Raw genomic sequence first — 24,474 nt, 5'->3', positions numbered from 1 at the left:
TTCTACTCATTACCAATATTGTAAAAAAAGAAGTTACAATGCAGTTACAATGTGGACTTAATTCGTGAGATACTTAAGCAAGATCAAAAAAGGAGAATTTCAAATGGGATATATTGAAGATTTACGAGCGTTAATTGGACATAGACCGGTTATATTTGTGGGAGCAGTTGTGATTATTTTGGACGAGGAGAATCACATTCTTTTACAACAGCGAACCTATCCAAATGGAGTATGGGGCCTTCCCGGGGGACTAATGGAGCTTGCTGAATCCACGGAAGACACAGCGCGAAGAGAAGTTTTGGAGGAAACAGGATTAACTGTGAATGATTTGCAATTGATCAATGTCTATTCAGGACCAGACCATTTTGCTGTTGCCCAAAATGGAGACGAATTTTACGTCGTCACTGTTGCTTATTATACAAAGAATACAGAAGGAAATATTAGAGCAGATGAAACAGAATCCATCCAATTAAAATACTTTGCTCCCGATCAATTTCCTGACAAAATGGTTGGTAGTCATAGAAAAATGCTAGAGGATTTTCTTAGTAAAATCTACCGTTCATTATAAAAAATATAATACTAACTATCAGATCCTTGCTTATAGATAATAATGTCGTTTAATTTATTATTTTTATTGAGAATTGGGGGTTATTCTCGTGAATCATACCTTTAGACCTATACAATAACCAAAAAGTACCACAATAAAAAAGAAGAGGCCCCCCTAAGATGTGGGTCTCTTCCATATCCTACTCTACATCATAATCCCGCCATCTACATGAAGAACAGTACCATGAACATAGTCAGATTCATCCGAAGCTAAAAATAGGTAAGCATTTGCAATATCTTCTGGTTTTCCTAGACGCTGTAATGGAACCATTGCTTTCATGGTATCAATCACCTTTTCCGGAACGGATGCTACCATATTTGTCTCTGTAAAGCCCGGTGCAACTGCATTCACATTGATTCCCTTTCGCCCAAGCTCCTTCGCCCAAGACTTAGTCATACCAATGATAGCCGCTTTTGCTGCGGCATAATTCGTTTGTCCAATGTTCCCGTATACTCCGCTTACAGAGGAGGTGCTGATAACTTTCCCTTTGCCTAGCTCAATCATGGATGGGACAACCGCCTGAGTACAATGAAATACTCCCGTTAAATTAACATCCAGTACCTTTTGAAAATCCTCCTGCTTCATTTTAACAAGCATCGCATCCCTTGTAATCCCCGCATTATTGATTAGAATATCGACTTTTCCATAGGTATCCAACACTTCACCCACCATTTGGTCCACACTGTCGCGACTAGAAACATCAACTTGAACAAATTTTGCTTCATAGCCCTTGGAAGTCAATTCATCCGCTTTTGCATTACCTATAGAAGCATCAAAATCAGCAATGACGACTTTTGCACCCTCTTCTGCGAATTTACTCGCTGCGGCAAAACCAATTCCACCCGCGGCACCGGTAATAATGGCGACTTTTCCCTTCAAACGCATGCTACTTCCTCCTACTCTTGTAAAAACTCCTCTACAATACCGATCAATAAACCTAAATTATCCAATAAAGGTGAATGCCCACAATCCTTTAATTCGACAAACCTGCCATTTTCTCCTATGTCCTCGATGATTTCTTCTGTCATTAGAGCGCTTACAACATAATCCCGCTCCCCTCTTAAAATAAGAATCGGAATGCTGATATTCTTAGCCTGTCCTGTTCCTTCGACAATACCGTTGTGAACGGAACTTATATTGAATGTATTCAATGCCTGATAGACATCCGCCAGGTTTCGCTGCGTTCTCATATCATCTACATACTCTTCATACAACGCCGGCTCTGGTTGGTTATGCGTGTAAATCAATGTGTTCCATAGTGTTTTTAAAAATTCACGATTATTATGGTCATATGCTCCTTGAACGGCTATAGTCGCTGGATCTTGTTCGACATCTTCAATGGTGGTTAACCGTCTCTCTAAGTCTGGGCTTCCATCTTGCTTTTTTGCGTAAAATGGGAAACCACGAGTGGAAGCGGAAGCTAGAAGGACAAGCTTTTGACAATCATCTGGATGATCTGCAACATATTGCATCCCAACCGCTCCTCCTGTAGACCACCCCATTATCGTAAAATTTCGAAATCCCAGTGTATCGACAAATAGCTTCACATCATCGGAAAAATCCTTAATACCAGTTATTCGTTTTTGATAGGTCGAATCGCCAAATCCCCTAAGGTCAACAGCAATAAGCTTATAGGAAGGATCCATTTTTTCCATTAAAACATCCCAATGCTTTGAAGAGGTCATATTCCCATGTATAAGTAAAACAACCTGATTGCCACCTTCGCGTTCCCGGTAACTTAAAGTCTCTCCATTTGGCAATTCTACTTTTTTCCTCACAACTGTCATACCTTATTCCCCCTTATTGAAACTATTTCCCCATTTTATTACCGTTGCTCCCCATGCATATCCAATCCCTGCACTTACTAAAACAACAATATCCCCATCCCGAAGTTTTCCTTCCTTATCTGCTAACTCTAAAGATAATATTTGATCGAACTGCCCAATATGTCCATAATTTTCAAGATAAATAGATTGCTCCTCCGACAAGCCCAGTTCTCTTAGTACATATTGATGAGCAGATTTTTTCATATGGAGCATCCCTACATATTGAATATCCTTTTCTGTGTAACCACTTTTATAAAGACTTGAACGAATCACCTTTAAGAAATTATCCATCGACTTTTGCTCAAGCCTGATTTTCATTCCTTCTGGGTCAAGAACATCCAGTCTGTATAACCCCTTTTCTAATGCTTCATGGGTTATTGGCTGCTTTGTTCCACCCGCTGTTACAACTACATCCTCTGAAAAAGAACCATCCGTCATTATCTCTGATTCTAATAATCTATTCTTCTTTAATCCTTTTTGTAAAAGGATTGCCCCTCCGCCGGCACCTAGGTTAAACATAAATCTAGTTCGTTCATTTCGATAATCAATAAAATCGCCATTGCGATAGCCTCCAGCTAATAGCACTGTATGAATAGCTGGATCCGCCATCATCATGCTTTTTGCAACCTTCATAGCCATAATCGTAGTTCCGCAGCGTAGGGAAACATCAAAAGCCCAAGCATGACAGGCTCCAATCGTTTCCTGCATTTTTATGGCTGCTGTCCATAAGGGATACTCCTTATGTTCTTCGCCAATATAGATAACAAGATCAATTTCTTTAGGGTCCAAATTAGCTTTTTCTATTGCCTGCATAGCAGCATGAATCCCCATTTGACATGTATGATCTTCACTGCCGGGGATTGGCTTTCGCTTTATTCCCATTTTATTTTCTACCACATCTATTGGAATTCCCGCTTTTTCTGCTATTTCTTCTCCTGTCATATACTGATCTGGTAAATATATTCCTGTACTTAATATACCAATATCCATTACCATCACCTCTTTTATCCGGCCATTTTCCTTTTTTCTTTTACTCTAGTATTCTTTTTCAGGCTTCTTTCGGCATTCCAGCCTTTTATACTTCCAACAATGCCCTTTGGAAAAAACATGACAACTAGAATATAGACAATTCCAAAGAAAATAATCCACCTTTCAAATAACGGATATTTTTCAGCTAATCCACTTAGCCAATGATGGGCAAATTCAATTAACCCTCCCTCAATAAAAGAAGCGAAAACACCGATTTACTCATGTTTTCTTAGAATTTCATAGTTGTTTACCTATCGGTAAATGCCTTTATAGCTGGAGAATCTTCACTTGAAAGGATATTTTTGGACTGAGTAAGAAAAAAGAGCTATAACCCACTAACCAGTTCCTAGCAGAAAATGGTAGATGAGTAAAAATATAGCCGCACTGGTGGATGTCCACATTTACTCATGGAGGTCAACCCTCCCATGCCTCACAGAGTCTTCGCTCTCAAATTCCTTCGTCCAACCTTTCCATGAGGTGGATGTCAGCCATGCTGCCCCACAGGGTCCAAGCCCGTAATTTAGTTGCTTTGCCGACTAATCCGTGCTTCATATGTCTCCAAATCTATAAAAACAGAACTACTACTTATCTAAACTAAACCAAAGTTAGGCTGCTATTTCCGTCTTCTCTATTACTGCCATATGAGGGATGTCTATTAACATCTTTTCTTCACTAAATTCAAATTGCTTTTTACCAATGCTAAAGAAGATACGAATCAGTTTATTACACAAAGCGATCAAGGACTGCATCTTCTTTAATGGATTTTCCTGACGTTGAGTATAGTACGCATGCAATGCCTTAAATGCGGAATTCTTGGCGACGAGAATCATACAAACCCTGAATAACAAGGCCCTAAGTTTCTTCCGCCCTCTTTTTGTGATGGTCGTTTTTCCTTTGTGCTTACCGGATGTATTTTCTTTTAAGCTTAAGCCGGCCAGCTTGATAATTTGCCGGGGATGATTGTATTCGCCTAAATCCCCCACTTCCGCGAAGAAGCCGGCAATTGTATCCCTGCCCACACCTTTTATCGCTAACATTTGTTGAACACCTGGTATTTCATCAAGTAGGCCGTCTATTTTTGTATCTAATTCTTCGAATTGTAACTGGATTAATTCATACTTAGCCAGAATGGTTTTCAGCTCTAGCCTGGCCATTTCAGCACCTTGTCGAAGTCCGATGGACTTACTTGCTGCCTGTTTTAACTCCCTGATCTTGTTTAGTCCTACACTCCGAGTTACCGAGAGTCTTAAATGGACGAGCAATTCTTCTTCGGTGAATTCAGCTATCTCGTGGGGAAAGGCATAAAGCTTTAAGAATTGTAATGCTGCCTTGCCTTCCCACTTTTTAAACACTTTTAGGAATTCAGGAAAGTACCGGTCAATCCAGTTGTGCACTTGACCTTGAACTGTTTGAAGGTCTTCAGTTAAAAGATCGCGTATTTTCTTTGCCACACGGAGTTCCGCATAAACACCTTGCGGTATCGTAGGTTCGGCGTATCTTCCGTCCTTGACCAACTGAGCTATGACTTTGGCATCTTTCACATCATTCTTGGTAGGTGAGTTATCATCCAGCTCCTTACTTTTCTTGACGTGCAAGGGGTTTACTGCGACAAACTTAATCCCGTTTTCTTTTAAAATATGTGCTAGGTTGAACCAATAGTGGCCTGTTGGCTCCATGCCAACTATCACTTTATCCATACTTTGTTCTTTTTTAATAGCGGAAATCCACTGAAGAAAATGCTCAAATCCTTCATGTGCATTTTCAAAATAACAAGGTGAACCAAACTCTAATCCCCTATAGTCCTGGGCACGTGCCACATGCTTGAATTTCGCAATATCAACTCCTATAATAAGAGTTTGAGAAGTTATTTGAGCTATCTTCTTATTCTGGTTATAATTCATTTTAAAGCCTCCTGGTTTTTGAGAGATTTGTCCTATTTGCTGGCCAGCGTCAGGACTCTCTCATTCTACCAAGAGGTTATTTTTATGTTCAAACTCCATTTTCTTTCATTACAGGAATGCTGCCCCAACAATTGGTCCAAGCAAGGTGCCAACCCCGCCAATAATGGTCATTAATAATGCATCCAAAGTAGTATCCATCGCAAATACACTTGTGTTAACAAAGCGCAAGGAAGTTGCATATAATGAACCTGCAAGACAAGCCATCACGCCGGAAATGATACTGGCCATGATTTTATAAGGAAGTACTTTGTACCCCAATGATTCTGCACGTTGCTCATTTTCCCTAATCGCCTGTAAAACCGCCCCAAGCGGTGAATTAGTAAAACGTCGCAGTATACAGTAAATAGAGATCATTAGCAATAGACAAATAAGATAAAAAGTGGTTCGATCAATCAGCATTTCCGGAATCCGAAATGTAAAGCCATCATTCCCAAATGTAAGAGATCTCCATTTTTCAGAAGCCACCTGAAATAGGCTGGCAAAAGCCAATGTGAGCATCGCATAAAAATGGCTTTTGAGTCGGAGCGTCATTAATCCGACAATGTAGCTGACGAATATCGAGACCGCTATTCCAACAATGAGCGAAAGGATAAAATAGCCCATTGTCGGTTCGTTTCGCTGCAGTAAAATTCCGGTTGTGTAAGCTCCAATTCCAAAAAACATAGCATGACCGAACGAAACAATTCCGGTAAACCCAAGCAATATATCATAGCTCATCGCAAAAATAGCAAAAATAAAGATTTGGGTTAATATTATCAAGGTACTTCTCGATTCATAAACAAATGGAATCACCATCAAAAGAATAGCAATAATGATGAGTGATATTTGTGAGATATTTCCTAATCTCTTCAATCTTTTTCACCCCTTTGAAACGAACAACCCTTGTGGTCTAAAGATTAGGACAACGGCCATTAGTAGCATATTAACGGCAAGCGATAGGTCCGGCACAAAATAAGCCATGAACGAGCCGGATAATCCTACTAATATTGCCGCGAACAAAGAACCTGAAAAGCTTCCCATTCCACCAATAACTACAACAATAAAGGCTAAAATAGCAAACTCCATTCCCATTTCTGCATATACCACTCCGGAATATGGTGCCATTAAAGCACCTCCAAGCGCAGCCAGGGAGGAGCCAATGATAAATACAACTAAAAAAACTTTTTTAATATTGATGCCTAGTGCTTGCACCATTTCTTTATCCATAACCCCTGCACGCACGATTAATCCAATCTTCGTTTTCTTTAATCCCAATTGAACGAGTGCATAAACAATTAACGCAACAATAATAATGAAAACACGATATTTAATAAGAATGACACTACCAATCTCCCAGCTGCCTGATAAAAACGTAGGTGTTCTCGCAACCATTTGATTTGGTCCCCAGACTACCTTAATGAATTCTGTAAGTACAAGCATAAATCCTAATGTAATTAAAATTTGCTGAACATGGTTTCCATAGACAGGCTTAATAATCACTTTTTCCGTAATAATTCCTAATATAACTCCTGTTGCAAGAGCTCCAATTATAGCTACAAGAAAACTGCCGGATAAGGAGTAAAACCAAACAGCACTGAATGCACCCCAAGCGAATAAGCCACCATGAGCAAAGTTCAGTACATCCATTAATCCAAAGATCAGCGTCAACCCTGCAGCGAGCAAAAACACAAGCATACCGGTAGCAAGACCATTAATTATTAAATTTAAAAATAATCCCATTTTAATGACTCACCTCCTAGTTACGCTATGCCTAAGTATTGTCTTTTTAATTGCTCATTCTCTTTTAAGGACGACATACTTCCCGAATATACAGTCCTGCCATCATCGATAATATAGAATTCATTCCCAATAGTACTCGCCATCATGAAATTTTGTTCGACTAATACAATCGTTGTTTGCTTCTTCATTTCGATGATAGATTCCATCACCTTTTCCACCATAATCGGTGCCAGTCCCTTGCTTGGTTCGTCTATTAGCAGCAGCTCGTTATTATTTAAGTACGCCCTTGCGATCGATAGCATCTGCTTTTGTCCGCCGCTTAATAATCCCCCGAGTTTTTTCCAAAACTTTTTCAAGTCAGGAAATAGCTGCAGGATCCATTCCATTCTTTCCAATGTTTCCTCATCTTGCTTTTTCATAGCGACTCTCATATTTTCCTCTACAGTTAAATCCTTAAATATCCCTTGATCCTCAGGAACATAACCAATTCCTAGATTTGCAATTTTATAGGTTGGCAGTCCTTGTATTTCCCTGTCTTTATAATAGATTGCTCCTTGTGACGGGAGATTCAAGCCCATAATACTTCGCAAGGTGGTGGTTTTTCCGGCACCATTTCTGCCGAGTAAAACGGTTACTCCCCCTTTTTTCACTTCAAAGGATATCCCCTGCAGAATATGATACTGCCCAATATAGGTTTGAAGATTTTCTACTTTAAGCAGAGTGTCCATTGTGTAAGCCTCCTAAATATGCCGTTTGGACGGTCTCATTTTCCATTATTTCCTGCGGAGTGCCGTCTGCAAGCAGCGTCCCATTAAATAGCACAGTCACTGAATCAGATAGATCAAGAATCATATCCATTTTGTGCTCAATTAGGATAATGGTCTTCTTTCCTTCTTCTTTAATTTTGCGAATGACCTCCAAAATGGCAGGGACTTCCTCTAATGACATGCCTGCAGTTGGCTCATCAAGGAGCAATATTTCCGTCTCAAGCGCTAACAGCATAGCAATCTCTAGTTTTCTTTTCTCTCCATGGGCTAAATTTTTTGCCAAAGCATTTACTTTTTCCTCCAAAAGAACAAGCCTTAGCAATTCATGTGATTTTTCTAAAACATTTTTATACTTTTTAAAATGAAATAGCATTTGATAGCGAATTCCCATTTGTGATTGAACCGCTAATCTAACATTCTCTAACACTGTTAAATTAGGAAACACATTCGTAATTTGAAAGGACCTGCCAATCCCTTTTCTTGTTCTAATTGGAGAGGAGAGTGAAGTAATATCCTCGCCTTTTAGGAAAATTTTCCCCTTTGTTGGTGTTAGTTGGCCACTTAATAAATTAAAAAAAGTTGTTTTTCCTGCACCATTTGGCCCAATAATCGATTTAAACTCCTTTTCCGCAACGAAAAAATCGACCTCGTTTACAGCAACATGCCCGCCAAATTGAATGGATAACTGCTTTGTTTCCAAAATATTCGTCACTTTGGTCATCACCTCTCTAAAAGAGGAACTTCGGAAGACTCTCACCCGAAGTTCCAATAATTCCTTATTATTTCACCCGAATAGGAGGTGCAGTTTCATCAGGAGACAGCTCCCGGATTAAGACTGGTACCGGATATGGTATCCCATCCTTCTTCGTAAGCTTGATTGCGTACATACTTTGTAATGCTTGATGGTCCTCTTTACGAAAGGTCATTTTTCCTTTTGGAGTATCAAAGCTCATGCCTTCCATCGTTTTAATAAGTTGGTCAGAGTCTGTTTTTCCGTCTGTTTTCTTTAATGCTTCCACAATCGAAATGGCAGCACTCATTCCACCCGGTGTAAATAAATCCGGCACTTCACCGTTAAAGCGTTTCTTATTTTCAGTAACGAGCCAATCATTTATTTTATTATTCGGCAGGTTGTAGTAATAGACAGAGAAGCCTTCCATTCCTACTAATGGTTCCATTGTCGATAAAGCCGCAATGTCAGGTGCACCTGTAGAAATCTTGATTCCCTTATCTTGGACCTTCATATCAGCTATTTGCTTCCAAGGAGAATTTGCTCCAGACCAAATGACAAATAAGTAATCCGGTTTGGCATTGATGATTTTTTGAATATTTGATGTAAAGTCCGTTGCAGCCGGATCTGCGTATTCTTCATGGGTGATTTTTGCACCGAGCTTCTCTGCCGCTTCTTTAAAAGCGGCTACTCCATCACGTCCAAAAGCATAATCAGGTGCTAGCGTTGCAATTTTCACCCCTTCTTTTGCAATTGCTGCTGCACCAGCAACTGCATCCTGAGAGGAGTTTCTTGCTGTTCGGAAAATATACTTATTAAAATCTGCACCGGTAATGCTGTCCGCTACCGCTGGTTCAACAACCATAATTTTTTTATATTCTTCTGCTAATGGTAAGACAGCTAAGGTATCCGCCGAGCTGGATGACCCCACAAGAAAGTCCACATTATCCTCTTCTAATAATTTGGTCGCTTTCTTTACCGCTACTTCAGGTTTTGTCTCAGTGTCCTCATATACTACCTTGATCTTTTTGCCATTAATTTCTCGTTTTCCATCCGTAGCGTAATCAAGACCCATTTCAAATCCATTTTTTGTTTGTTTCCCATACGATTCAAGTGCTCCAGTTAAAGAAGCAAGAACCCCAATCTTAATAGTCCCTTTGTCTTCCTTACCCCCGCCTGCCTTATTCGAGCTACACGCAGTTGTCCATAATAAAGCTGTTATAATAATTCCAATTAATATGGTGAAACGCTTTGTTCTCTTCAATTTTCTCCCCCCGTTTTTTTGTAGGTAATTGCTTGAAACCATCGTATAGGGAATGAGTTACAACACAGTTACAACAGAAAAGCGCAAGCATGTATATCGATGAAAGGATTTCGTAGTCTTTGACGCAAGATTTAGAGAAACACAGTGAGGGACGAGTAAATGCCCTTAGGGAAGAGAAGGAGAACCCTGGGGATGGGCGTAGTAGCTAGATAATTTCTAAATTCAGTAATTGTTTTTAAAACAATCTCTCACATATCTATACTTCAAAAAAAAAGAAACCAGCTCATTTTCTAAACGGCTGGTTTCTCCCCTAAAATGACCGGATTTCTGCTCCTGACAGGATCATTTCGTACATATTTTTCGTTGGTTCCATTGGTTCCACACCTAATTCCTTCTTCAATGCCAGCTCACACTTTTTGTACCATTTGATCGCTTGTGGCCGATTGTTTTTTTGATAATAACAATACATAATTAGGCGGTAAGCCTCTTCCCAGGCTGAATCGATTTTTACTATTTTCTCACACCAGACAATAGCTTCGTTCGGAAGATTCATTTGGACGTACAATTGAGCTAATTTTTCAGCTCCGCGCAAAAATATCGTTAATAGTCTTTCTCTTTCCCCAACAGACCAAACATCGTTTCTCTCTGGCAAAAAATCTCCTTTATATAACTCCAATCCTTTTTTCAATATATTCCTTGCTTTTACAGGATTCTTTTCCTCCATGCCTGTAATTACCCATTCTTCAAATTGAATGGAGTCTACATCCATCACTGCTTTTCGATTTAAACTATAAGCATTATTTTGGCGCTGTATAAAAAAAGGAGTAGCTCTAGCTTTTCGATTCGGTTCTAATGTTCGATTCAATGAATTTATTAAAACCTTAAATTCCTGATCCATGCTTTTTTCCTCTGCATCTGGCCAGAGGATTTGGTAAATTTCTTCTTTTCCCCACCATTTTTGGCGATGAGAGAGGAAGAATTGAAATAACTCCTTCGCCTTTCCGCGATGCCAATCCCTTTCCTCTATGATTCTCTCTCCAAGCCATACTCTGAATTCACCTAATGTTTCTACTTTAAGCGTATAGCCTGGATGTGAATCCAACTCTTCATATCCCATTTCCTTTAATATTCTATAGGTAAAGGCAGAATGTACTTCTAACTCTTTCGCTTTAATAAGTAAAGGCATGATGGATTGTAGGTCTTTCGGGCTAAAAGGAGTTTTTCTTTGAAAAATAAATTCATAGCTTCCTAGTTGTATTTCTTTGAGAAAAGAAGAGATTGCAATCATAAATTGCTCATCATCATTTATTTCATAAAAAAGAAAGGAATTCCAAAGATCACACATCATAAGTCCATAGGAATCTCCGCATTGCTGAAAATTCCCCTTTGCTTCTTCTAGAATAGTGAGGGCATCTCCAAGCTCATTGTTTAAAAAGTACGTTATACCCATGCAAAGCTGAATGAGGGAAGATAGCCACAAATCGTACACCTTTTCCGTTTCTTCCAGCGCCATTTTGCCAAATTCCTTTGCCTTTTCAAAATCTCCTGTTCGGCCGTATAAAATACATAGCCCCATATACGGCTCGGCTTTTCCACGGGAAATTTTCATTTCCTCCATCATATTTAATGCCGTCATATAGCACTCTTCCGCCAGCTTGTTATCATAATGGTCAAGTAATTGGACAGCATGCCCCATCCTCATCCATCCGCACGCTTCCACAAAAGAGCTTTTATAACGAACCCCTCTCTCTATTCCTTTTTGGGCCAGCTCTTTTGCCTGTTCTCCATTTCCCATACACGCCTCAATAAAAGAAAGTAATATATCGGTTTCTCTATGTGATTGAGGCAGGGTATTTATTTCTGTGCTTAATCTCTGCAAAAGCGTTCGCTTCGCCATTTCTAGCTTACCTGTCCGCAAAAATAAACGTGCATCTAAATTGCCATCATTTAAATGAACATTTTGCATTTTCCCTTTTTCATACCATCTTTCGGCTTTTACAGCTTGGCCGGAATTAACAAGGTTTTCAGCCATAAGAAGGTAAAGTACTTGTTTTTCCGATTCTGTAGCAAAGGATTGATTTTCTGTAGCCTCAATAGCTAAGTACAAAAATCTTTCCGCTTTTCCAGGCTGTATGGTATCCAAATATATTCGTGCTATTCCCTCATATGCCTTTCCAATTAAAGGGTCCTTCTTGTCTGTTTGATGGATTAATTGCTTATAGCATCTTTCCGCTCGCTCGTAATAGGATTGATATCTAAGGACTTCCCCTTCGTAAAACCATAATATTCTATATCTATTCTTCAGCTCCTTAGGGACTTTTTTCAATTTATCGTGCAAGCCTTCTAATCTGCCGCTTTGCAGCATAATGTAAGCATTTTTTTCCAACAAGTTGGCAATCGCCCCATATGCTTGGATTTGTTCATAGTGATGAACCGCTTGTTCCCAGTGGTGTGTATTTTCATAATATCTGGCGCAGCGTTCATGAAGCTGCCGAAATAATTCTTCTTGTTCTTCTTTTAATTTCTTCTGTAAGGATGCACGAAAAAGGGCATGGAAACGATATTGCTTACTGCCCCATATTTTGTGCAAAAATGCATTTCGCTCTGCTAATTGCTCCAGCATTAGCTCAGAGCCCTGGATTCCTAGGATTTCATCACAAGCTTGAGGTGTAATATCTTCGAAGATGGAGGTCTGTTCAAGGAAGCTTTGAATAATGGGTGATTGTTTTGAGAACACTTCTATTGCCAGATAGTGAAACAATTCCTCCATTGAGGAATGATGGTAATTTAATATAGCCAGTATGGATGTACCTTTATCCAATTGTTCTGCAATCATACTTAGTGCAATTGCCCAACCCTCTGTTAGTCGAAAAACGGATTCCAATTGATGAGGTTCTATGATTACTCCATAAAATTCTTGAAAAAGTAACTTTACCTCTTCAAAATCTAAGGTTAAATCTTTCTCTGAAATCTCTAATATCCTACCGGACACCTTCCATTTTGTTAACAGACTCCACTTTGGTTTATTACGTGTCGAAATGACAATATGAAAGATTCCCGGCAAATGCTCGATGACTCTTTCCAGCCATTGGTTAATAGTGAAAGAATGATCTACTAAATGAAAATCATCTAACACCAATATTGTTTCCTCTTGAATACGGGAAATTTCATTAATAAACAACGCACATAAGGTATAGATTTCTTCGTCACGAATATACTTATCCATTGTCTCCATATACTCCATTAACTCTGCACCAAAAAAAGGATAGCGCTTTCTTAAAGAAAAAACGATATAGGAAACAAAAGGAATAATATCATCATCATTACTGGAAATCGTATACCAGCAAAAGTTCTTTCTAACATCGTGGACATATAAGCTTAAAGCAGAGCTTTTTCCGTAGCCAGCCCCGGAATGGACAAGAGTCAATGGATACCCTACTGCTTGTTTAAGCTTTTTCATAAGGCTTGCCCTTCTAATATGTGTATATTTTATAAGTGGGGGCATCAATTTAGTATCTACAACGGTAAATTTATTCAATTGTTCTCCCCTCTCCTCAGGTAAAAATTGCTAGACTTTTTAAAATATTTTACCATACAAAAATAAGATTAGGGAGAAGTGTTAGCATGAATATTAACCTTGATTTTGTTCCTTCTCGTGCTTCTTCGCCAGTTTTTTTTCGATGCTTTTCCCTGCAAGCCATAATAAAAAAATAACAGTTAAGACTACCGCTGTTCTTAAAGGCTTTTCTACCAATGAAAAAATATCATGGCCGACATAACTAACGCAAAATATCATAACCATTTTTCCTGCCAACACTGCAAGCACATATTGAAAAATGCGTATTTTTGATAAACCCGCCACAATATTCACAACTGCTGATGGAGTAAAAGGAAAGCAAATCAATAAAAAAATGGGACCAAATCCATGCCTCTCAACCCAGCTCATAATTTTTTGCACCTGTCGATTTTTATATAGAAAAGCTAGTGCTTTTGACTTGCCAAACCTGCGTATAACTAAAAAAACAAGAATAGCACCTAAACTTGCGCCTATCCATGATATAAGAAAACCGATCCAAAGGCCGAATGCATTTGCATTCGCCATTACGATTAAAAATAGGGGCAAAAAAGGAAGGAACGCTTCTAATATTAGCAGAAATATGCCTGGTAACGGACCAAGTGTACGATATTGCACCATTAAATGCATAATATTTTCTACTGTAAACCAATCTTTGAATGAATGAAAATCCATCTACTTTCCCCTATCCTATTTATCAGAAATATTCCTATGTGAAGTATAGCATATTTTTACCATAGTTCAGGTGGAATTTTACAGAAGAAAAAAGCAACCCCGGATAAATGGGGTTACTTTTAGGATAGGTATATTTGTACTAGCTTAAACGTATTGTAGGAACCAATCTCTGATATATTCTAAACGTTTGATTCTTAATTCGGGTTTCCCGCTTCTGGACAGCTCGTGATTAGCTTCTGGAAAACGGATAAATTTCGCTGTTTTCTTATCACGCTTTAAGGAAATAAATAATTGCTCCGCTTGTTCGATCGGACAGCGATAATCCTTTTCACTATGGAGAATGAGAAGCGGTGTATGAATATCCTTTGCGTATGCTAATGGTGAATGCTTCCAAAGTGTTTCTATATCATTTAAATCCGCTAAAATCTGCCATTCGGAGAAATAATAGCCGATATCACTTACACCATAGAAGCTGATCCAGTTGGAAATGGAACGCTGGGTAACACCTGCTTTAAAGCGGTCCGTATGTCCGACAATCCAGTTTGTCATGAATCCACCGTAGCTACCGCCCGTTACACCTAGTCTATCTTTATCGATAAAATCATAATGCTCTAATGCACAGTCCACCGCCGCCATTAAATCATTATAATCATTTCCGCCATAATCACCGCGGACAGCATCTACGAATTTTTGCCCATAGCCATGGCTTCCTCGTGGATTAACATATAATACAGCAAATCCTTGTGCTGCTAAGATTTGAAATTCATTAAAAAACGTATTAGCATACATCGCATGCGGTCCGCCATGAATTTCTAAGACTAAAGGATACTTTTTCCCTTCTTCATATCCGACTGGCTTCATTAACCAGCCATGCACCTTCCAGCCTCCCGCACTCTCATATTCTATTTCTTCCGGATCTGATAATGCCCTACCTTGTAAAAATTCTTCGTTTACATGGGTAAGCTGTTCAAGGTCACCTGTTTCAAGATTGGCTAGGAAAAGCTCACCTGGAAGTGTTGGCCTGCTGATTGCCACAACAGCTTGATGTGCTTGTTTGTTGAGGCTGAATCCATATACATACTGTTTTTCGTGCAGGGCAGGATAAATTTCACCTGAGAGATTTCCGAAATATACATGGGTATTTCCATGGTCGGAAACGATGAAATAGAAGCTTTCATTATCATTTGTCCATTGAACGCCGGGAATGCTTGCTCCTTGCTGAAAATCACCCACTACATAATCTCCCACCGGTGCATCAAGATCACTTGTAAAGCATTGCAAGCTTTTTTCTTCTAAATCATAAATATATACTTTCGTTTGAGTTGCATTTTTAAACTCCTGTTCACTTCCTAAGAAGGATAAATAACGACTGTTTGGCGACCAGGAGCTTTGCCAAAACCCTCCTGTTCCATTAGTCACCTGCTTTGTCTCTTTGCTTTCCAGATTATATAGAAAGACATCCGAGTTAAAGGAAAAATCGGTGTCCTCCGCTAAATCTGCTGTATATGTAATATATTTTCCATCTGGTGACCAGGAACTTAAGTGATAGTCCTGCTCTCCCGTTGTTAATTGCACTACCTCTCCAGTTTTCACATTGACAATTCCAATATGTGAATGCTCATCCAGGTCTAAAAATCCGCTTGCATCTGATTTATATTTCATTTTTTCAACGATCAATGGCTTTATTTCTTTCTTTTCCTTTTCTTCACTTGGAGTGTCATGAATCGTTTCATCCTTTCCAAGTGTAATAGCAAAAGCTATTTTTTCACCACATGGAGACCAAATAGGATTTCTGACACCATTTTTGCAAAAAGTTAATTGTCTAGCTTCTCCGCCATTCTTTGGCAATACATATATTTGCGGCTTTCCTTCACGGTTCGAAACAAAAGCGAGCTGTGTGCCATCCGGAGACCAGCGCGGGGAATGGGTACGATGATTTCCGTACGTCCATTGGACTGATTGTTTTTCCTCTACATGTACATAAAATAAATTAGAAACATACTCATTTTTTTCCCGATCAATATGGGTTTGTGTATATACAACATCTTTTCCATTCGAAGAAACTTGGGGATCCGTCACTGATTTTAGTTCATACAAATCCTCTGCTTGTATACCTTGTCTATTTTCCATGCCATATCACCTTTCATTTTAAAATACGCCAAAAAACTAGTCGGCAAAAGATATTACTATATTATTTATTTCGACACTCAAAACTTTTTCCCTTTCATAAAGTTAAAATATTTCAAATTTTTTTATTACAGTCATTTCTTGAATGGTTATAAAACGAATAGAGAAAATAACGAAAGGCTATTATCTAAATCTTGCTGCTTTGGATGACCCAAAATCTTATTACCATTCTTCAATGAATACATTCTTTAAGATAAGTTGCCGCGAAACTATGAGCACTTACTTAAAAAGGCAACCATTCATCGAAAAGTATCACTTGAATTTTGTATTGTTCTTATGTAAAATAAATTATCGAACAGGTGTTCTATAATTAGAAAAGAGGGATTATTGCATGACAAAAATACCCGATCAGGATCGAGATATTATCGAGCAAGCCATTTACCTACCAATGGTTTTGAGCGTTTTGAATCGTGATCTTGCCATTATTGACAGAAGCCCTTTTAAATTAAAGAAGCCGTACCTTGAATGGATTGATGAAACCATGAGGTTCATTCAGAAAGAATTGGCCGAAGTGAAGCGATACATGAGAAAGCACCAAATAAAGGTAGAACGCATCCAATCTGATGATACCTTTACTATGTATATGTTTTTGTACAAAGGATATGAAGAGCATCATAATTATTTTAATCCAAGACTGCGAAATCGCACAGAGGAGCTCTTAAGATATTATTTGTATCAACGATTTTTGCATAATCCAATTAATGCACCGAAAGAAGCTTAAGGAGCAATACTATTTTCATTGCTCCCAGGGCTTATCATAAATGATCATTATTTAACTTATAATTCCTTTTCCGTTCGGACGCTTCTAATTGCATAATAAAGCCCTTCGGTTTTCCGCCCCGTTTCTCCATATGCTGGATATGCTGTGTAAATCTAATACGCAGGAGGGAAGTCCGATACATTTGATTTTCAAATGAACTGATAGAAACAGGCACTGTTAAAGTTTCCTTGTTTCTGAATGTAACTAATGTAGAATTGGAGCTTGCCTTTTCTTGATGGAAAACATGGTCGTGTGAAATCCATATACATTGTGGATTTGTCGGTGATGTCGTAGGAAATAGATAAATGGATGTGTGGGGATCTACTATGATGGGTGCTTTATGTGTAATGCCTATGAGGCGCTTTGTTCCTTCTTTCCTACCTATTAGGGATGAACCAAAATATTCACAACTTTTTTTCACAATCTCTAATGGCCTGAACGGTGAAATAAAACGTTCCTGGGTTTCCAATACCTCCGTATACATTCGTGATCCATACTGGATTGGAATAATTGCCATCGTATATGGAGTAATTTCATATTCTTCAATTAATGGACTTTTTTCTCGCATCATTTCCGCTTCCTTTCTACAATATTTTCCATATATAAACCTATAATAGCATGTACTTCCAATTTTGTCATTTATTTTTTCAAAAAAATCAGAACTTTTAAAAGAAAGATGCTGAAATATATAGAAAAATGTCAAAGGTTGCATCGATAGTTTTAGTTTATTTTATCAGAAAATTACAACTGTTCTGTTGATTATCCATTTCTTTTTTGCTATAATATTTAAAAGCAAAAGAGGTGATCATCGATGGAAAGAAAGAAATCTTACACAGAATTGATGAAGGATTATGCGATGACACAGCTACAAAATGAAAAATTGATGATGCAAATTTATTCAGATATGGTCTTAAACGAATTAGTTTTAAAAAGACAAAAGGAACTACTCCTGTACAAAATTGACGAGGCATTGGATAGAAAAGACAAAAAAAACTTCATGAAACTCACTTCTGATCTAAAAGTACTTCAGGAACGTTTTGGCTCTTAACATTAAAGCAAATATTAAAAATCCCTTTGACATTAAGCTCAAAGGGATTTCTTTGTTATTTATGGTTTCGATTTTGTAAACTGGAAGTTTTCTATCATTTGAATTCTTTCTAACATAGTCGGATGATCATAGCGGAAAATTTTCACTATTAAAGGAGGATTCACTTCACTTAATCCGGACTTCGTTAAATCCTGAAATGCCTGGACAGCCGCTTTTTGATTATGGGTCATTTCAATTCCGTAACGGTCGGCGCGCATTTCCTCATACCGTGAAGCCCAATTTGTTAATGGACTTACTGCAAAAAGCAAAATTGAAACAATAAGTAAAAATAGCGGCAATGAGCTTAAAGAGGAAACACTATTAATCTTCAATTGCTCCCCTTTTCTGCTCACTATTTTATTCATCAGGATGGAGGTAAGCCATAAACCAACAAGTGACAACAGCAAATATCCGGCAATACCGAAGTATATATGCTTTTCAACATAATGTCCCATTTCATGTGCCATGATGAATAAAATTTCCTTATCATTTAATTTGTTAAGGGTCGTATCCCATAAAACGATGCGAGCATTGGAGCCAATTCCCGCAACATATGCATTAAGCGCACTTGTTTTTTCAGACATATTCACTTCATATACATGTTGTGCCGGAATTTGCGCTTTATCTGCCAGTGCCAGAATTTTTGTTTCAAGCGCCTTATCTTTAAGCGGATAAAAATCATTATAAAGCGGGTCAATCACAACAGGCTGTATGAACATCAAGAAAATTGTAAATGGTACCGAGAGAAGCCATGCCGGCAGCCACCATCTTTTCTTAAATTTTCTCATTAAGGCATATAGAACGGTAACAATAATAAACATTATCGCTATATTCACCCAAAAGTCTATCACTTCATCCTTCATCCAACTACTAAAGGTTTGAGTAGATATATGGTATATTTTTGAAAACTGATAAGAAATATAGCTTAACGGAAAGGTTGCAATAAACGATAAAAGGGAGAGCCAAAAAAGATAAACAGCGGATTGTATGATATGAAACCTTGATGTATTCTTCGCCCATCTTTCAAACCCTCTTGAAACTCCAAAAATAAGTACAAGAAAATAAAAAAGCCATTCATATGGAGTGGAAATAAAAAATAACAGATTTTTAATCTTCGAATATTCCTGACTTAGCATTAGTTCTCTACCATTTAAAAAAGTGGATGGGTCAGCGCTTGTACCTTTTAGCCCGTCAGGAATAGCGGAATTTGCAATATAGAATAAATACATGTAAATGGCTAGACCAAATAGCAAATATGCTATTACTGCCCGAAATGCCCATTTTCTTAACAATTATATTCCTCCCTTCTTGTCCTCTTTATTAAATGTAGAAAAAATCACAAGAAATAGAACAGGAATTAAGAAGTTTTTCATCATAATTAAAATATACCCTACAAATACGTTAGCTAGCCCTCATAATAAATAGGGCAAGAAACATCCTGCCCCAATGCCACTTAATATAACGGATCAACCCCAAGCTCAAATATGGCATCTGCAATAATACCATACCCCTTATCATTAGGATGGACATGGTCTCTTGCTAATAATTCCTTCGTCCTTCCTTTGAATCGGTCATGAATATTAGCAACCTTTATGTTCGGTGGTGAGGATAACCGTTCAATACCCTGGTTAAAAGCCTCTACCCATTTATCCGTCCCAGGAATATTTTCAAAGGGATCATATAAATTCATCATTCGAATAATATAAGGACTTCCATTCTTCTTCATACCTTGAATAGTGTCTATGATGGCGGCTAAATTCTTTTTTCCATGATCCACTGCATTGAAAAATTCCTTTTCATTTTTCGTTCTTAAAAAGGACTCCGCAGCATCAATCAAGTCATTTCCGCCTGCGGTTATCGTTATCACTTTTGAACGGATAATGCCCTCTTTAACGAATGGGTGGTCTAAGCTTCTTAAAATATTGGCAGTTGTTGCACCATTTCTCCCAAATATATACGGAACGATGGGCACTTGTAATGACCTCCGCAATAACCATAAGTATTTAGTAATAAATCCCTTAACAAAATAGGAGGAGCCAACTCCAAGTGTCAAAGAGTCCCCGATAGCACAGAACCTCAACAAGTCATTTGGATAAATAAAATTTGATGAATTCATTTGTTCACCCTCAAGATAGGTAGTCGTACTATTATATTTATTCAAACGTTCCCTATCTGAGACTCAATTTTAAAATATTAATGAATAGAGGCTTAAAACTCCGATGGACCCCAAAACAACCACAATCACATTTGCACCCAAAAAAGCTAAAATTAAAGCAGCAACTGCACCAGTAATTCCGAACCAAATATCCTCTTGAATCAGAAAAATCTTTGGAAAAATGAGTGCTCCTAGTATCGCAAAGGGAACATTTCGTAATATCCCCTCCAAAAACGGCGGCATGGATTTTCCTTGGAATAATGCAAGCGGAAGCATTCTTGGCACGTATGTAACAATCGCCATTCCAATTATGATCCAAATAACAGAGCTGCTCATGATTCATTCCCCCTTTTTCGACGCTTTATCGACTCCGCCAGCTCTACTATGATAGCGGACAAAATCGTAGAAATAACAATGGCCCATCCATCCTCCAAAAGCTTGGAAAATATGAAAATACTATTAAAAGCAGCTGCCAGTACAGCTAGATAGACAACCTTCATGCTCTTTTTTAGCGATGGAACTAATAATCCAATAAACATGGCATATAGAGCAACCGTCATGCTTTCCTGTAAAACCTGTGGAAGACTTGCACCAATCACATAGCCAATTCCCGAATTAACCACCCAGCTCGCATAAGAAATACCAATTACTCCAAACGCAAATCCTGTGCTTACCTTTCCGTCTTTCGTAGCCATTACCGAAAATGTCTCGTCTGTGATTCCGAAAGCATAAAGGCTTTTAATAATAGGATTTTCTTTCTCTACCTTTTCATTTAAGGAGGCAGACATTAAAAAATGGCGGATATTGACTACGAAAGTAGTAAAAATAATAACAAATGCTCCAGCACCGGAAGCAAATAAGCTTAATGACATATATTGGCTTGCTCCTGCAAAAACTGCCAAACTCATAAGTACCGTTTCAAATAATGTTAAACCGGTTGTTTTGGATAATAGTCCAAATGCTAACGCAATCGGAAAATACCCAATTGCGATGCTGAGCCCTGATTGAACGCCTCTTTTAAACTCTGATGTTTTTTCGATAGAAGCTTCCAATATTATCACCTCGTTTCAAAATGTCTTAACACGGTATAGAATTTTCTAAATAATATTTCTATTATATAGACACATAATCATATGTACAAGGCGAAACTTATATAGAAAATGCGATACTGCAGCTACAGTATCGCATTAATAATTATTTACCTTTGAAATTCGGTTTCCTTTTTTCTGCGAATGCCTGTAAGGCTTCCACCCTGTCCTCAGTTGGAATCGTAATCTCATATGCTTTTCTTTCAATCTCTAAACCAGTATTCAGATCTGTATTCATTCCATTTTTTATGGAAAATTTCGCTTGTTGAATAGCAATGGGTCCATTAGCTAAGATCCTATCAGCGAAAGCCTTTACCTCCTGATGAAATTCCTCCCTGCCCACTGTTTTTGTTATAACACCATAATCTAAAGCTTCATCTGCCGTCAATCTTTTTGCAGTTAAGATTAACTCCATCGCCTTCGCCTCACCAATTAAGCGCGGCAGTCTTTGGGTTCCTCCAGCACCGGGGATAATAGCCAAACTTGTTTCTGTCAGCCCCATTACTGCTTCTTTTACTGCAATTCGAAAATCGCAGGCAAGTGCAAGCTCCATCCCGCCGCCAAAAGCATAACCATTCATGGCCGCTATGGTAGGTTGAGGCAGTTTTTCTACGGAGGAAAAAACCTCGCCAATCTTATGTACATTCCGGCGTACCTCTTGTTCCGAAAGCGTTTTTCTTTCCTTCAAATCAGCTCCAACACTAAATGCCTTTTCTCCTGACCCTTGAAAAACAACAACACGTATTTCAGAATTAGTTCTAATAGACTCTACAACATTTGCAAGCTCGCACAACGTATCATAATTAAAGGCATTCATTGCTTCCGCCCTGTTCAAGGTTACGTACCCGATATAATTATTTACTTCTAATATAATATTACTCATGAATTTACACCCCTTTTTTTGTACCTATGATTTTATTTCCACATTTCTTTGAAAAATCCTTTTTAAAGACAATATTTGAAAAGTAACACGAAAAAATCAGCCATTGCATAGAAAGTTAATCCATCGTTTGATTTACGAAACCTTGGACATACTTAAAAATAGTGTTTCGTTATTCTTTTGAAGGGAGGTATTCATCTTGGCTTATCAAAATCAATTTGGTGCGTTTGCAAATGACCCGACCGTTCAATCTAAAATGGAGAAAATATGGGTTGATATTTGCGGTGCATGGACGAATTGTTCAGAAACCACCATTCAACAATTCTTGGCGAAATGTCAGGAAGAAAGTATTGATCCGCAATATTGCATGAGCTGGGTGGAACAGCATCAAGCCCAAATTCCAAATTGGGAGGCTGTTTCAAAAGTGTCTCTTGGTTGGATCAACCAGCACACATCCACCGGATCTCCGCTATCCTTTGACAGTGATACATATCAATAAACGAAATGGAGAGCTTTTTAGGCTCTCCATTTAAACATGTTATGCAAGGATTAAATGCAGCATTCCATTGCAAAAGCATATTTCCGTTATTTTGATATAACCTGATCTTTTAAAGCTCTTCTTAGAATTTTCCCTGTAGAGTTTTTCGGGAGCTCTTCCAGAAATTCAATTGCTTTTGGCAGCTTATATTTTGCAAGCCGCTCCTTACAATAATCGATTAATGCCTCAACCGTCAAATCACTATTTTTCGGAACAACAAAGCACTTAATCGCTTCCCCTTGCTCCGGATCTGGAATTCCTATTACAGCTGCCTCTACTACTTCGGGATGATCGTAAAGAACCTCTTCCACCTCCCGAGGATACACATTAAATCCCCCGACGATTACCATATCCTTTTTGCGGTCCACAATGTAAAAATAGCCTTCCTCATCCATTTTGGCTAGGTCACCTGTATATAACCATCCATCCCGAATCGTAGCAGCCGTATCCTCCGGCATTTTGTAATAGCCCTTCATAACATTTGGCCCTTGAACAATAAGTTCTCCTACCTCACCAACTGGAACTTCCTCTCCCAACACGTCTACTACTTTATTTTGGACATTTAAGATAGATGTACCAATTGAACCCGGTTTTCTTGGACGATCAAGCGGATTAAAGCATGTCACTGGCGATGCTTCGGAAAGTCCATAGCCCTCGGAAATTAACACATTAAATTTCTTTTCAAAGTTTTTCAATAACGCCACTGGAATTGAGGCACCACCAGAGATACATAATCGCAGCGTTGAGAAATCATGAGGATCCCCTTCTGGAAATTGATATAGGAAATTATACATCGTAGGAACACCTGCAAAAATGGTAGCCTTATATTCTTTAGCCATCCTAAAAATATCTTTAGGACTAAATTTAGGAGCAATGAGTAAAGTTGCACCGCTAATGAGCGGAGCATTTACAACAACAGTAAGACTAAATACATGAAACATCGGCAAGGTTGTGATCACACGATCTTCACTGCTCATTTTCAAGTACATTCCAGTGTCACTGGCATTGGAATATAAATTTTTATGAGTAAGCATTGCCCCTTTTGGTTTTCCAGTTGTCCCAGATGTATATAGAATAACAGCAACATCATCTTCCAATAGCTCGGGTCCTTTAAAGGACAAATCTCCCGATCCTATCACTTCTGTAAACGATTTCAATTTGTCGTTTGCAGGTAGCTCCAGTTTTTTAGAAGGATCAGACTCGCAAAAAATAAAATGCTTAACTCCCGGTAGCAGCGGACCCATTTTTTCGGCAAGTGGCAGCAACAAATCAAGTGATACTACTGCCTTAACATCCCCATTCATTAATATGTACCCAATTTCCTCCGGAGTATAAATCGGATTAATAGGAATAACAGTTGCCCCAAGCCGCATAGCTCCATAAAGAGCCATAATAAAATGCGGCGAATTGCCGAGAAGAAGTGCAATATGGTCCCCTTTTTTAACCCCTAGCTGTTCTAGCCCACTTGCAAACTTAGTAACAGCTGCATCCAACTCGGCATATGTAGTTGGTTGATTCATAAAATAGTAAGCAGTTTTGTCAGCGCTTTCTTTAGAAGTGTTGTGAAGTCGTGTAGTTAAATCCATATTCCCTCCCCTTTCTGAATGAATAATCATTCATTTTAATT

Annotated in this window: 22 protein-coding genes and 1 pseudogene; 4 read left to right on the top strand and 19 right to left on the bottom strand. The window is 38.4% G+C overall.

Going from position 1 to position 24,474, the window contains the following annotated elements:
* The first annotated feature begins 103 nt into the window (after positions 1 to 103).
* Positions 104 to 568 carry an NUDIX hydrolase gene (locus tag KHA87_RS01825; RefSeq protein WP_213092406.1) on the top strand — a complete coding sequence of 155 codons (465 nt, stop codon included), beginning with the start codon at positions 104 to 106 and terminating at the stop codon, positions 566 to 568.
* A 183-nt stretch (positions 569 to 751) separates the two neighbouring features.
* Here the strand turns inward: KHA87_RS01825 and fabG are convergent, their stop codons facing one another.
* The 12 genes and pseudogenes from fabG to KHA87_RS01765 form a co-directional block, all read right to left on the bottom strand.
* A complete protein-coding gene (gene fabG, locus KHA87_RS01820) occupies positions 752 to 1,492 on the bottom strand; it encodes a 3-oxoacyl-ACP reductase FabG (protein WP_213092405.1) in 741 nt (246 codons plus the stop codon).
* 11 nt (positions 1,493 to 1,503) lie between these two features.
* Entirely contained in the window at positions 1,504 to 2,394 is an 891-nt protein-coding gene (phaZ, locus tag KHA87_RS01815; protein WP_213092404.1) for an intracellular short-chain-length polyhydroxyalkanoate depolymerase, read from the bottom strand.
* Positions 2,395 to 2,397: 3 nt separating this feature from the next.
* Positions 2,398 to 3,423, bottom strand: a complete 1,026-nt coding sequence (locus KHA87_RS01810; protein ID WP_213092403.1) for a 3-oxoacyl-ACP synthase — start codon at positions 3,421 to 3,423, stop codon at positions 2,398 to 2,400.
* Positions 3,424 to 4,067: 644 nt separating this feature from the next.
* The gene (locus KHA87_RS01805; RefSeq protein WP_213092402.1) at positions 4,068 to 5,363 is read right to left on the bottom strand and encodes an IS110 family RNA-guided transposase; all 1,296 of its coding nucleotides are present in this window, start codon (positions 5,361 to 5,363) and stop codon (positions 4,068 to 4,070) included.
* A gap of 111 nt (positions 5,364 to 5,474) precedes the next feature.
* A pseudogene (locus KHA87_RS01800) lies at positions 5,475 to 6,218 on the bottom strand (branched-chain amino acid ABC transporter permease); the annotation flags it as partial.
* A gap of 63 nt (positions 6,219 to 6,281) precedes the next feature.
* Complete coding sequence (locus KHA87_RS01795) at positions 6,282 to 7,142, bottom strand: branched-chain amino acid ABC transporter permease (RefSeq protein ID WP_213092401.1); 861 nt, start codon at positions 7,140 to 7,142, stop codon at positions 6,282 to 6,284.
* Positions 7,143 to 7,162: 20 nt separating this feature from the next.
* Positions 7,163 to 7,870, bottom strand: coding sequence for an ABC transporter ATP-binding protein (locus KHA87_RS01790; protein ID WP_213092400.1), 708 nt, complete (start codon positions 7,868 to 7,870; stop codon positions 7,163 to 7,165).
* Positions 7,854 to 8,621 carry an ABC transporter ATP-binding protein gene (locus KHA87_RS01785; protein ID WP_213092399.1) on the bottom strand — a complete coding sequence of 256 codons (768 nt, stop codon included), beginning with the start codon at positions 8,619 to 8,621 and terminating at the stop codon, positions 7,854 to 7,856. The genes KHA87_RS01790 and KHA87_RS01785 overlap by 17 nt, the downstream gene beginning before the upstream one ends.
* A 67-nt stretch (positions 8,622 to 8,688) precedes the next feature.
* Positions 8,689 to 9,873, bottom strand: a complete 1,185-nt coding sequence (locus KHA87_RS01780) for a substrate-binding domain-containing protein (protein ID WP_481748348.1) — start codon at positions 9,871 to 9,873, stop codon at positions 8,689 to 8,691.
* Between the two features lie 340 nt (positions 9,874 to 10,213).
* On the bottom strand, positions 10,214 to 13,363 hold the full coding sequence (locus KHA87_RS01775) for an AfsR/SARP family transcriptional regulator (RefSeq protein WP_249310059.1): 3,150 nt from the start codon (positions 13,361 to 13,363) through the stop codon (positions 10,214 to 10,216).
* Between the two features lie 171 nt (positions 13,364 to 13,534).
* Complete coding sequence (locus KHA87_RS01770; protein ID WP_213092397.1) at positions 13,535 to 14,152, bottom strand: TVP38/TMEM64 family protein; 618 nt, start codon at positions 14,150 to 14,152, stop codon at positions 13,535 to 13,537.
* Between the two features lie 144 nt (positions 14,153 to 14,296).
* Positions 14,297 to 16,282, bottom strand: a complete 1,986-nt coding sequence (locus KHA87_RS01765) for a S9 family peptidase (RefSeq protein WP_213092396.1) — start codon at positions 16,280 to 16,282, stop codon at positions 14,297 to 14,299.
* A 388-nt stretch (positions 16,283 to 16,670) separates the two neighbouring features.
* Here KHA87_RS01765 and KHA87_RS01760 point away from each other — a divergent pair, with 388 nt between their 5' ends.
* Entirely contained in the window at positions 16,671 to 17,060 is a 390-nt protein-coding gene (locus KHA87_RS01760) for a YhjD family protein (RefSeq protein ID WP_213092395.1), read from the top strand.
* Between the two features lie 34 nt (positions 17,061 to 17,094).
* Here KHA87_RS01760 and KHA87_RS01755 read toward each other — a convergent pair whose 3' ends face one another.
* Positions 17,095 to 17,670 (bottom strand): competence protein ComK, encoded by a 576-nt coding sequence (locus KHA87_RS01755; protein WP_249310057.1) that lies wholly within the window; start codon positions 17,668 to 17,670, stop codon positions 17,095 to 17,097.
* Positions 17,671 to 17,910: 240 nt separating this feature from the next.
* Between KHA87_RS01755 and KHA87_RS01750 the strand changes: the two genes are divergently transcribed.
* Entirely contained in the window at positions 17,911 to 18,147 is a 237-nt protein-coding gene (locus tag KHA87_RS01750) for an IDEAL domain-containing protein (RefSeq protein ID WP_213092394.1), read from the top strand.
* Positions 18,148 to 18,206: 59 nt separating this feature from the next.
* Here the strand turns inward: KHA87_RS01750 and KHA87_RS01745 are convergent, their stop codons facing one another.
* The 5 genes from KHA87_RS01745 to KHA87_RS01725 form a co-directional block, all read right to left on the bottom strand.
* The gene (locus KHA87_RS01745) at positions 18,207 to 19,478 is read right to left on the bottom strand and encodes a M48 family metallopeptidase (RefSeq protein ID WP_213092393.1); all 1,272 of its coding nucleotides are present in this window, start codon (positions 19,476 to 19,478) and stop codon (positions 18,207 to 18,209) included.
* Between the two features lie 161 nt (positions 19,479 to 19,639).
* Positions 19,640 to 20,302, bottom strand: a complete 663-nt coding sequence (locus tag KHA87_RS01740) for a GDSL-type esterase/lipase family protein (RefSeq protein ID WP_213092392.1) — start codon at positions 20,300 to 20,302, stop codon at positions 19,640 to 19,642.
* Positions 20,303 to 20,371: 69 nt separating this feature from the next.
* Positions 20,372 to 20,677 (bottom strand): AzlD domain-containing protein, encoded by a 306-nt coding sequence (locus KHA87_RS01735; RefSeq protein ID WP_213092391.1) that lies wholly within the window; start codon positions 20,675 to 20,677, stop codon positions 20,372 to 20,374.
* The gene (locus KHA87_RS01730) at positions 20,674 to 21,396 is read right to left on the bottom strand and encodes an AzlC family ABC transporter permease (protein WP_481748347.1); all 723 of its coding nucleotides are present in this window, start codon (positions 21,394 to 21,396) and stop codon (positions 20,674 to 20,676) included. Before KHA87_RS01730 ends, KHA87_RS01735 begins: the two co-directional genes overlap by 4 nt.
* A gap of 139 nt (positions 21,397 to 21,535) precedes the next feature.
* Positions 21,536 to 22,312, bottom strand: coding sequence for an enoyl-CoA hydratase-related protein (locus KHA87_RS01725; RefSeq protein WP_213092389.1), 777 nt, complete (start codon positions 22,310 to 22,312; stop codon positions 21,536 to 21,538).
* Positions 22,313 to 22,508: 196 nt separating this feature from the next.
* Between KHA87_RS01725 and KHA87_RS01720 the strand changes: the two genes are divergently transcribed.
* Positions 22,509 to 22,808 (top strand): hypothetical protein, encoded by a 300-nt coding sequence (locus tag KHA87_RS01720; RefSeq protein ID WP_249310056.1) that lies wholly within the window; start codon positions 22,509 to 22,511, stop codon positions 22,806 to 22,808.
* A gap of 86 nt (positions 22,809 to 22,894) precedes the next feature.
* On the opposite strand, the gene KHA87_RS01715 is transcribed toward KHA87_RS01720, so the two are convergent.
* Positions 22,895 to 24,433, bottom strand: coding sequence for a fatty acid--CoA ligase family protein (locus tag KHA87_RS01715; protein ID WP_213092388.1), 1,539 nt, complete (start codon positions 24,431 to 24,433; stop codon positions 22,895 to 22,897).
* Positions 24,434 to 24,474 lie beyond the last annotated feature (41 nt).

Origin of the sequence: Bacillus sp. FJAT-49736 (assembly GCF_018343615.1) — a bacterium.
In the GTDB taxonomy this organism is placed as follows: Bacteria; Bacillota; Bacilli; order Bacillales; family Bacillaceae_C; genus Margalitia.
Note: the sequence above shows the minus strand (reverse complement) of the source record. Positions and strands in the feature narration are given on the sequence as shown.

What these genes read in the sequence shown, in the direction of transcription:
- fabG (WP_213092405.1), bottom strand. Translation starts at nt 1,492, where the DNA reads ATGCGTTTGAAGGGAAAAGTCGCCATTATTACCGGTGCCGCGGGTGGA.
- phaZ (WP_213092404.1), bottom strand. Translation starts at nt 2,394, where the DNA reads ATGACAGTTGTGAGGAAAAAAGTAGAATTGCCAAATGGAGAGACTTTA.
- KHA87_RS01805 (WP_213092402.1), bottom strand. Translation starts at nt 5,363, where the DNA reads ATGAATTATAACCAGAATAAGAAGATAGCTCAAATAACTTCTCAAACT.
- KHA87_RS01825 (WP_213092406.1), top strand. Translation starts at nt 104, where the DNA reads ATGGGATATATTGAAGATTTACGAGCGTTAATTGGACATAGACCGGTT.
- KHA87_RS01750 (WP_213092394.1), top strand. Translation starts at nt 17,911, where the DNA reads ATGGAAAGAAAGAAATCTTACACAGAATTGATGAAGGATTATGCGATG.
- KHA87_RS01775 (WP_249310059.1), bottom strand. Translation starts at nt 13,363, where the DNA reads ATGAAAAAGCTTAAACAAGCAGTAGGGTATCCATTGACTCTTGTCCAT.
- KHA87_RS01770 (WP_213092397.1), bottom strand. Translation starts at nt 14,152, where the DNA reads ATGGATTTTCATTCATTCAAAGATTGGTTTACAGTAGAAAATATTATG.
- KHA87_RS01740 (WP_213092392.1), bottom strand. Translation starts at nt 20,302, where the DNA reads ATGAATTCATCAAATTTTATTTATCCAAATGACTTGTTGAGGTTCTGT.
- KHA87_RS01795 (WP_213092401.1), bottom strand. Translation starts at nt 7,142, where the DNA reads ATGGGATTATTTTTAAATTTAATAATTAATGGTCTTGCTACCGGTATG.
- KHA87_RS01755 (WP_249310057.1), bottom strand. Translation starts at nt 17,670, where the DNA reads ATGATGCGAGAAAAAAGTCCATTAATTGAAGAATATGAAATTACTCCA.
- KHA87_RS01765 (WP_213092396.1), bottom strand. Translation starts at nt 16,282, where the DNA reads ATGGAAAATAGACAAGGTATACAAGCAGAGGATTTGTATGAACTAAAA.
- KHA87_RS01715 (WP_213092388.1), bottom strand. Translation starts at nt 24,433, where the DNA reads ATGGATTTAACTACACGACTTCACAACACTTCTAAAGAAAGCGCTGAC.
- KHA87_RS01790 (WP_213092400.1), bottom strand. Translation starts at nt 7,870, where the DNA reads ATGGACACTCTGCTTAAAGTAGAAAATCTTCAAACCTATATTGGGCAG.
- KHA87_RS01725 (WP_213092389.1), bottom strand. Translation starts at nt 22,312, where the DNA reads ATGAGTAATATTATATTAGAAGTAAATAATTATATCGGGTACGTAACC.
- KHA87_RS01810 (WP_213092403.1), bottom strand. Translation starts at nt 3,423, where the DNA reads ATGGATATTGGTATATTAAGTACAGGAATATATTTACCAGATCAGTAT.
- KHA87_RS01735 (WP_213092391.1), bottom strand. Translation starts at nt 20,677, where the DNA reads ATGAGCAGCTCTGTTATTTGGATCATAATTGGAATGGCGATTGTTACA.
- KHA87_RS01760 (WP_213092395.1), top strand. Translation starts at nt 16,671, where the DNA reads ATGACAAAAATACCCGATCAGGATCGAGATATTATCGAGCAAGCCATT.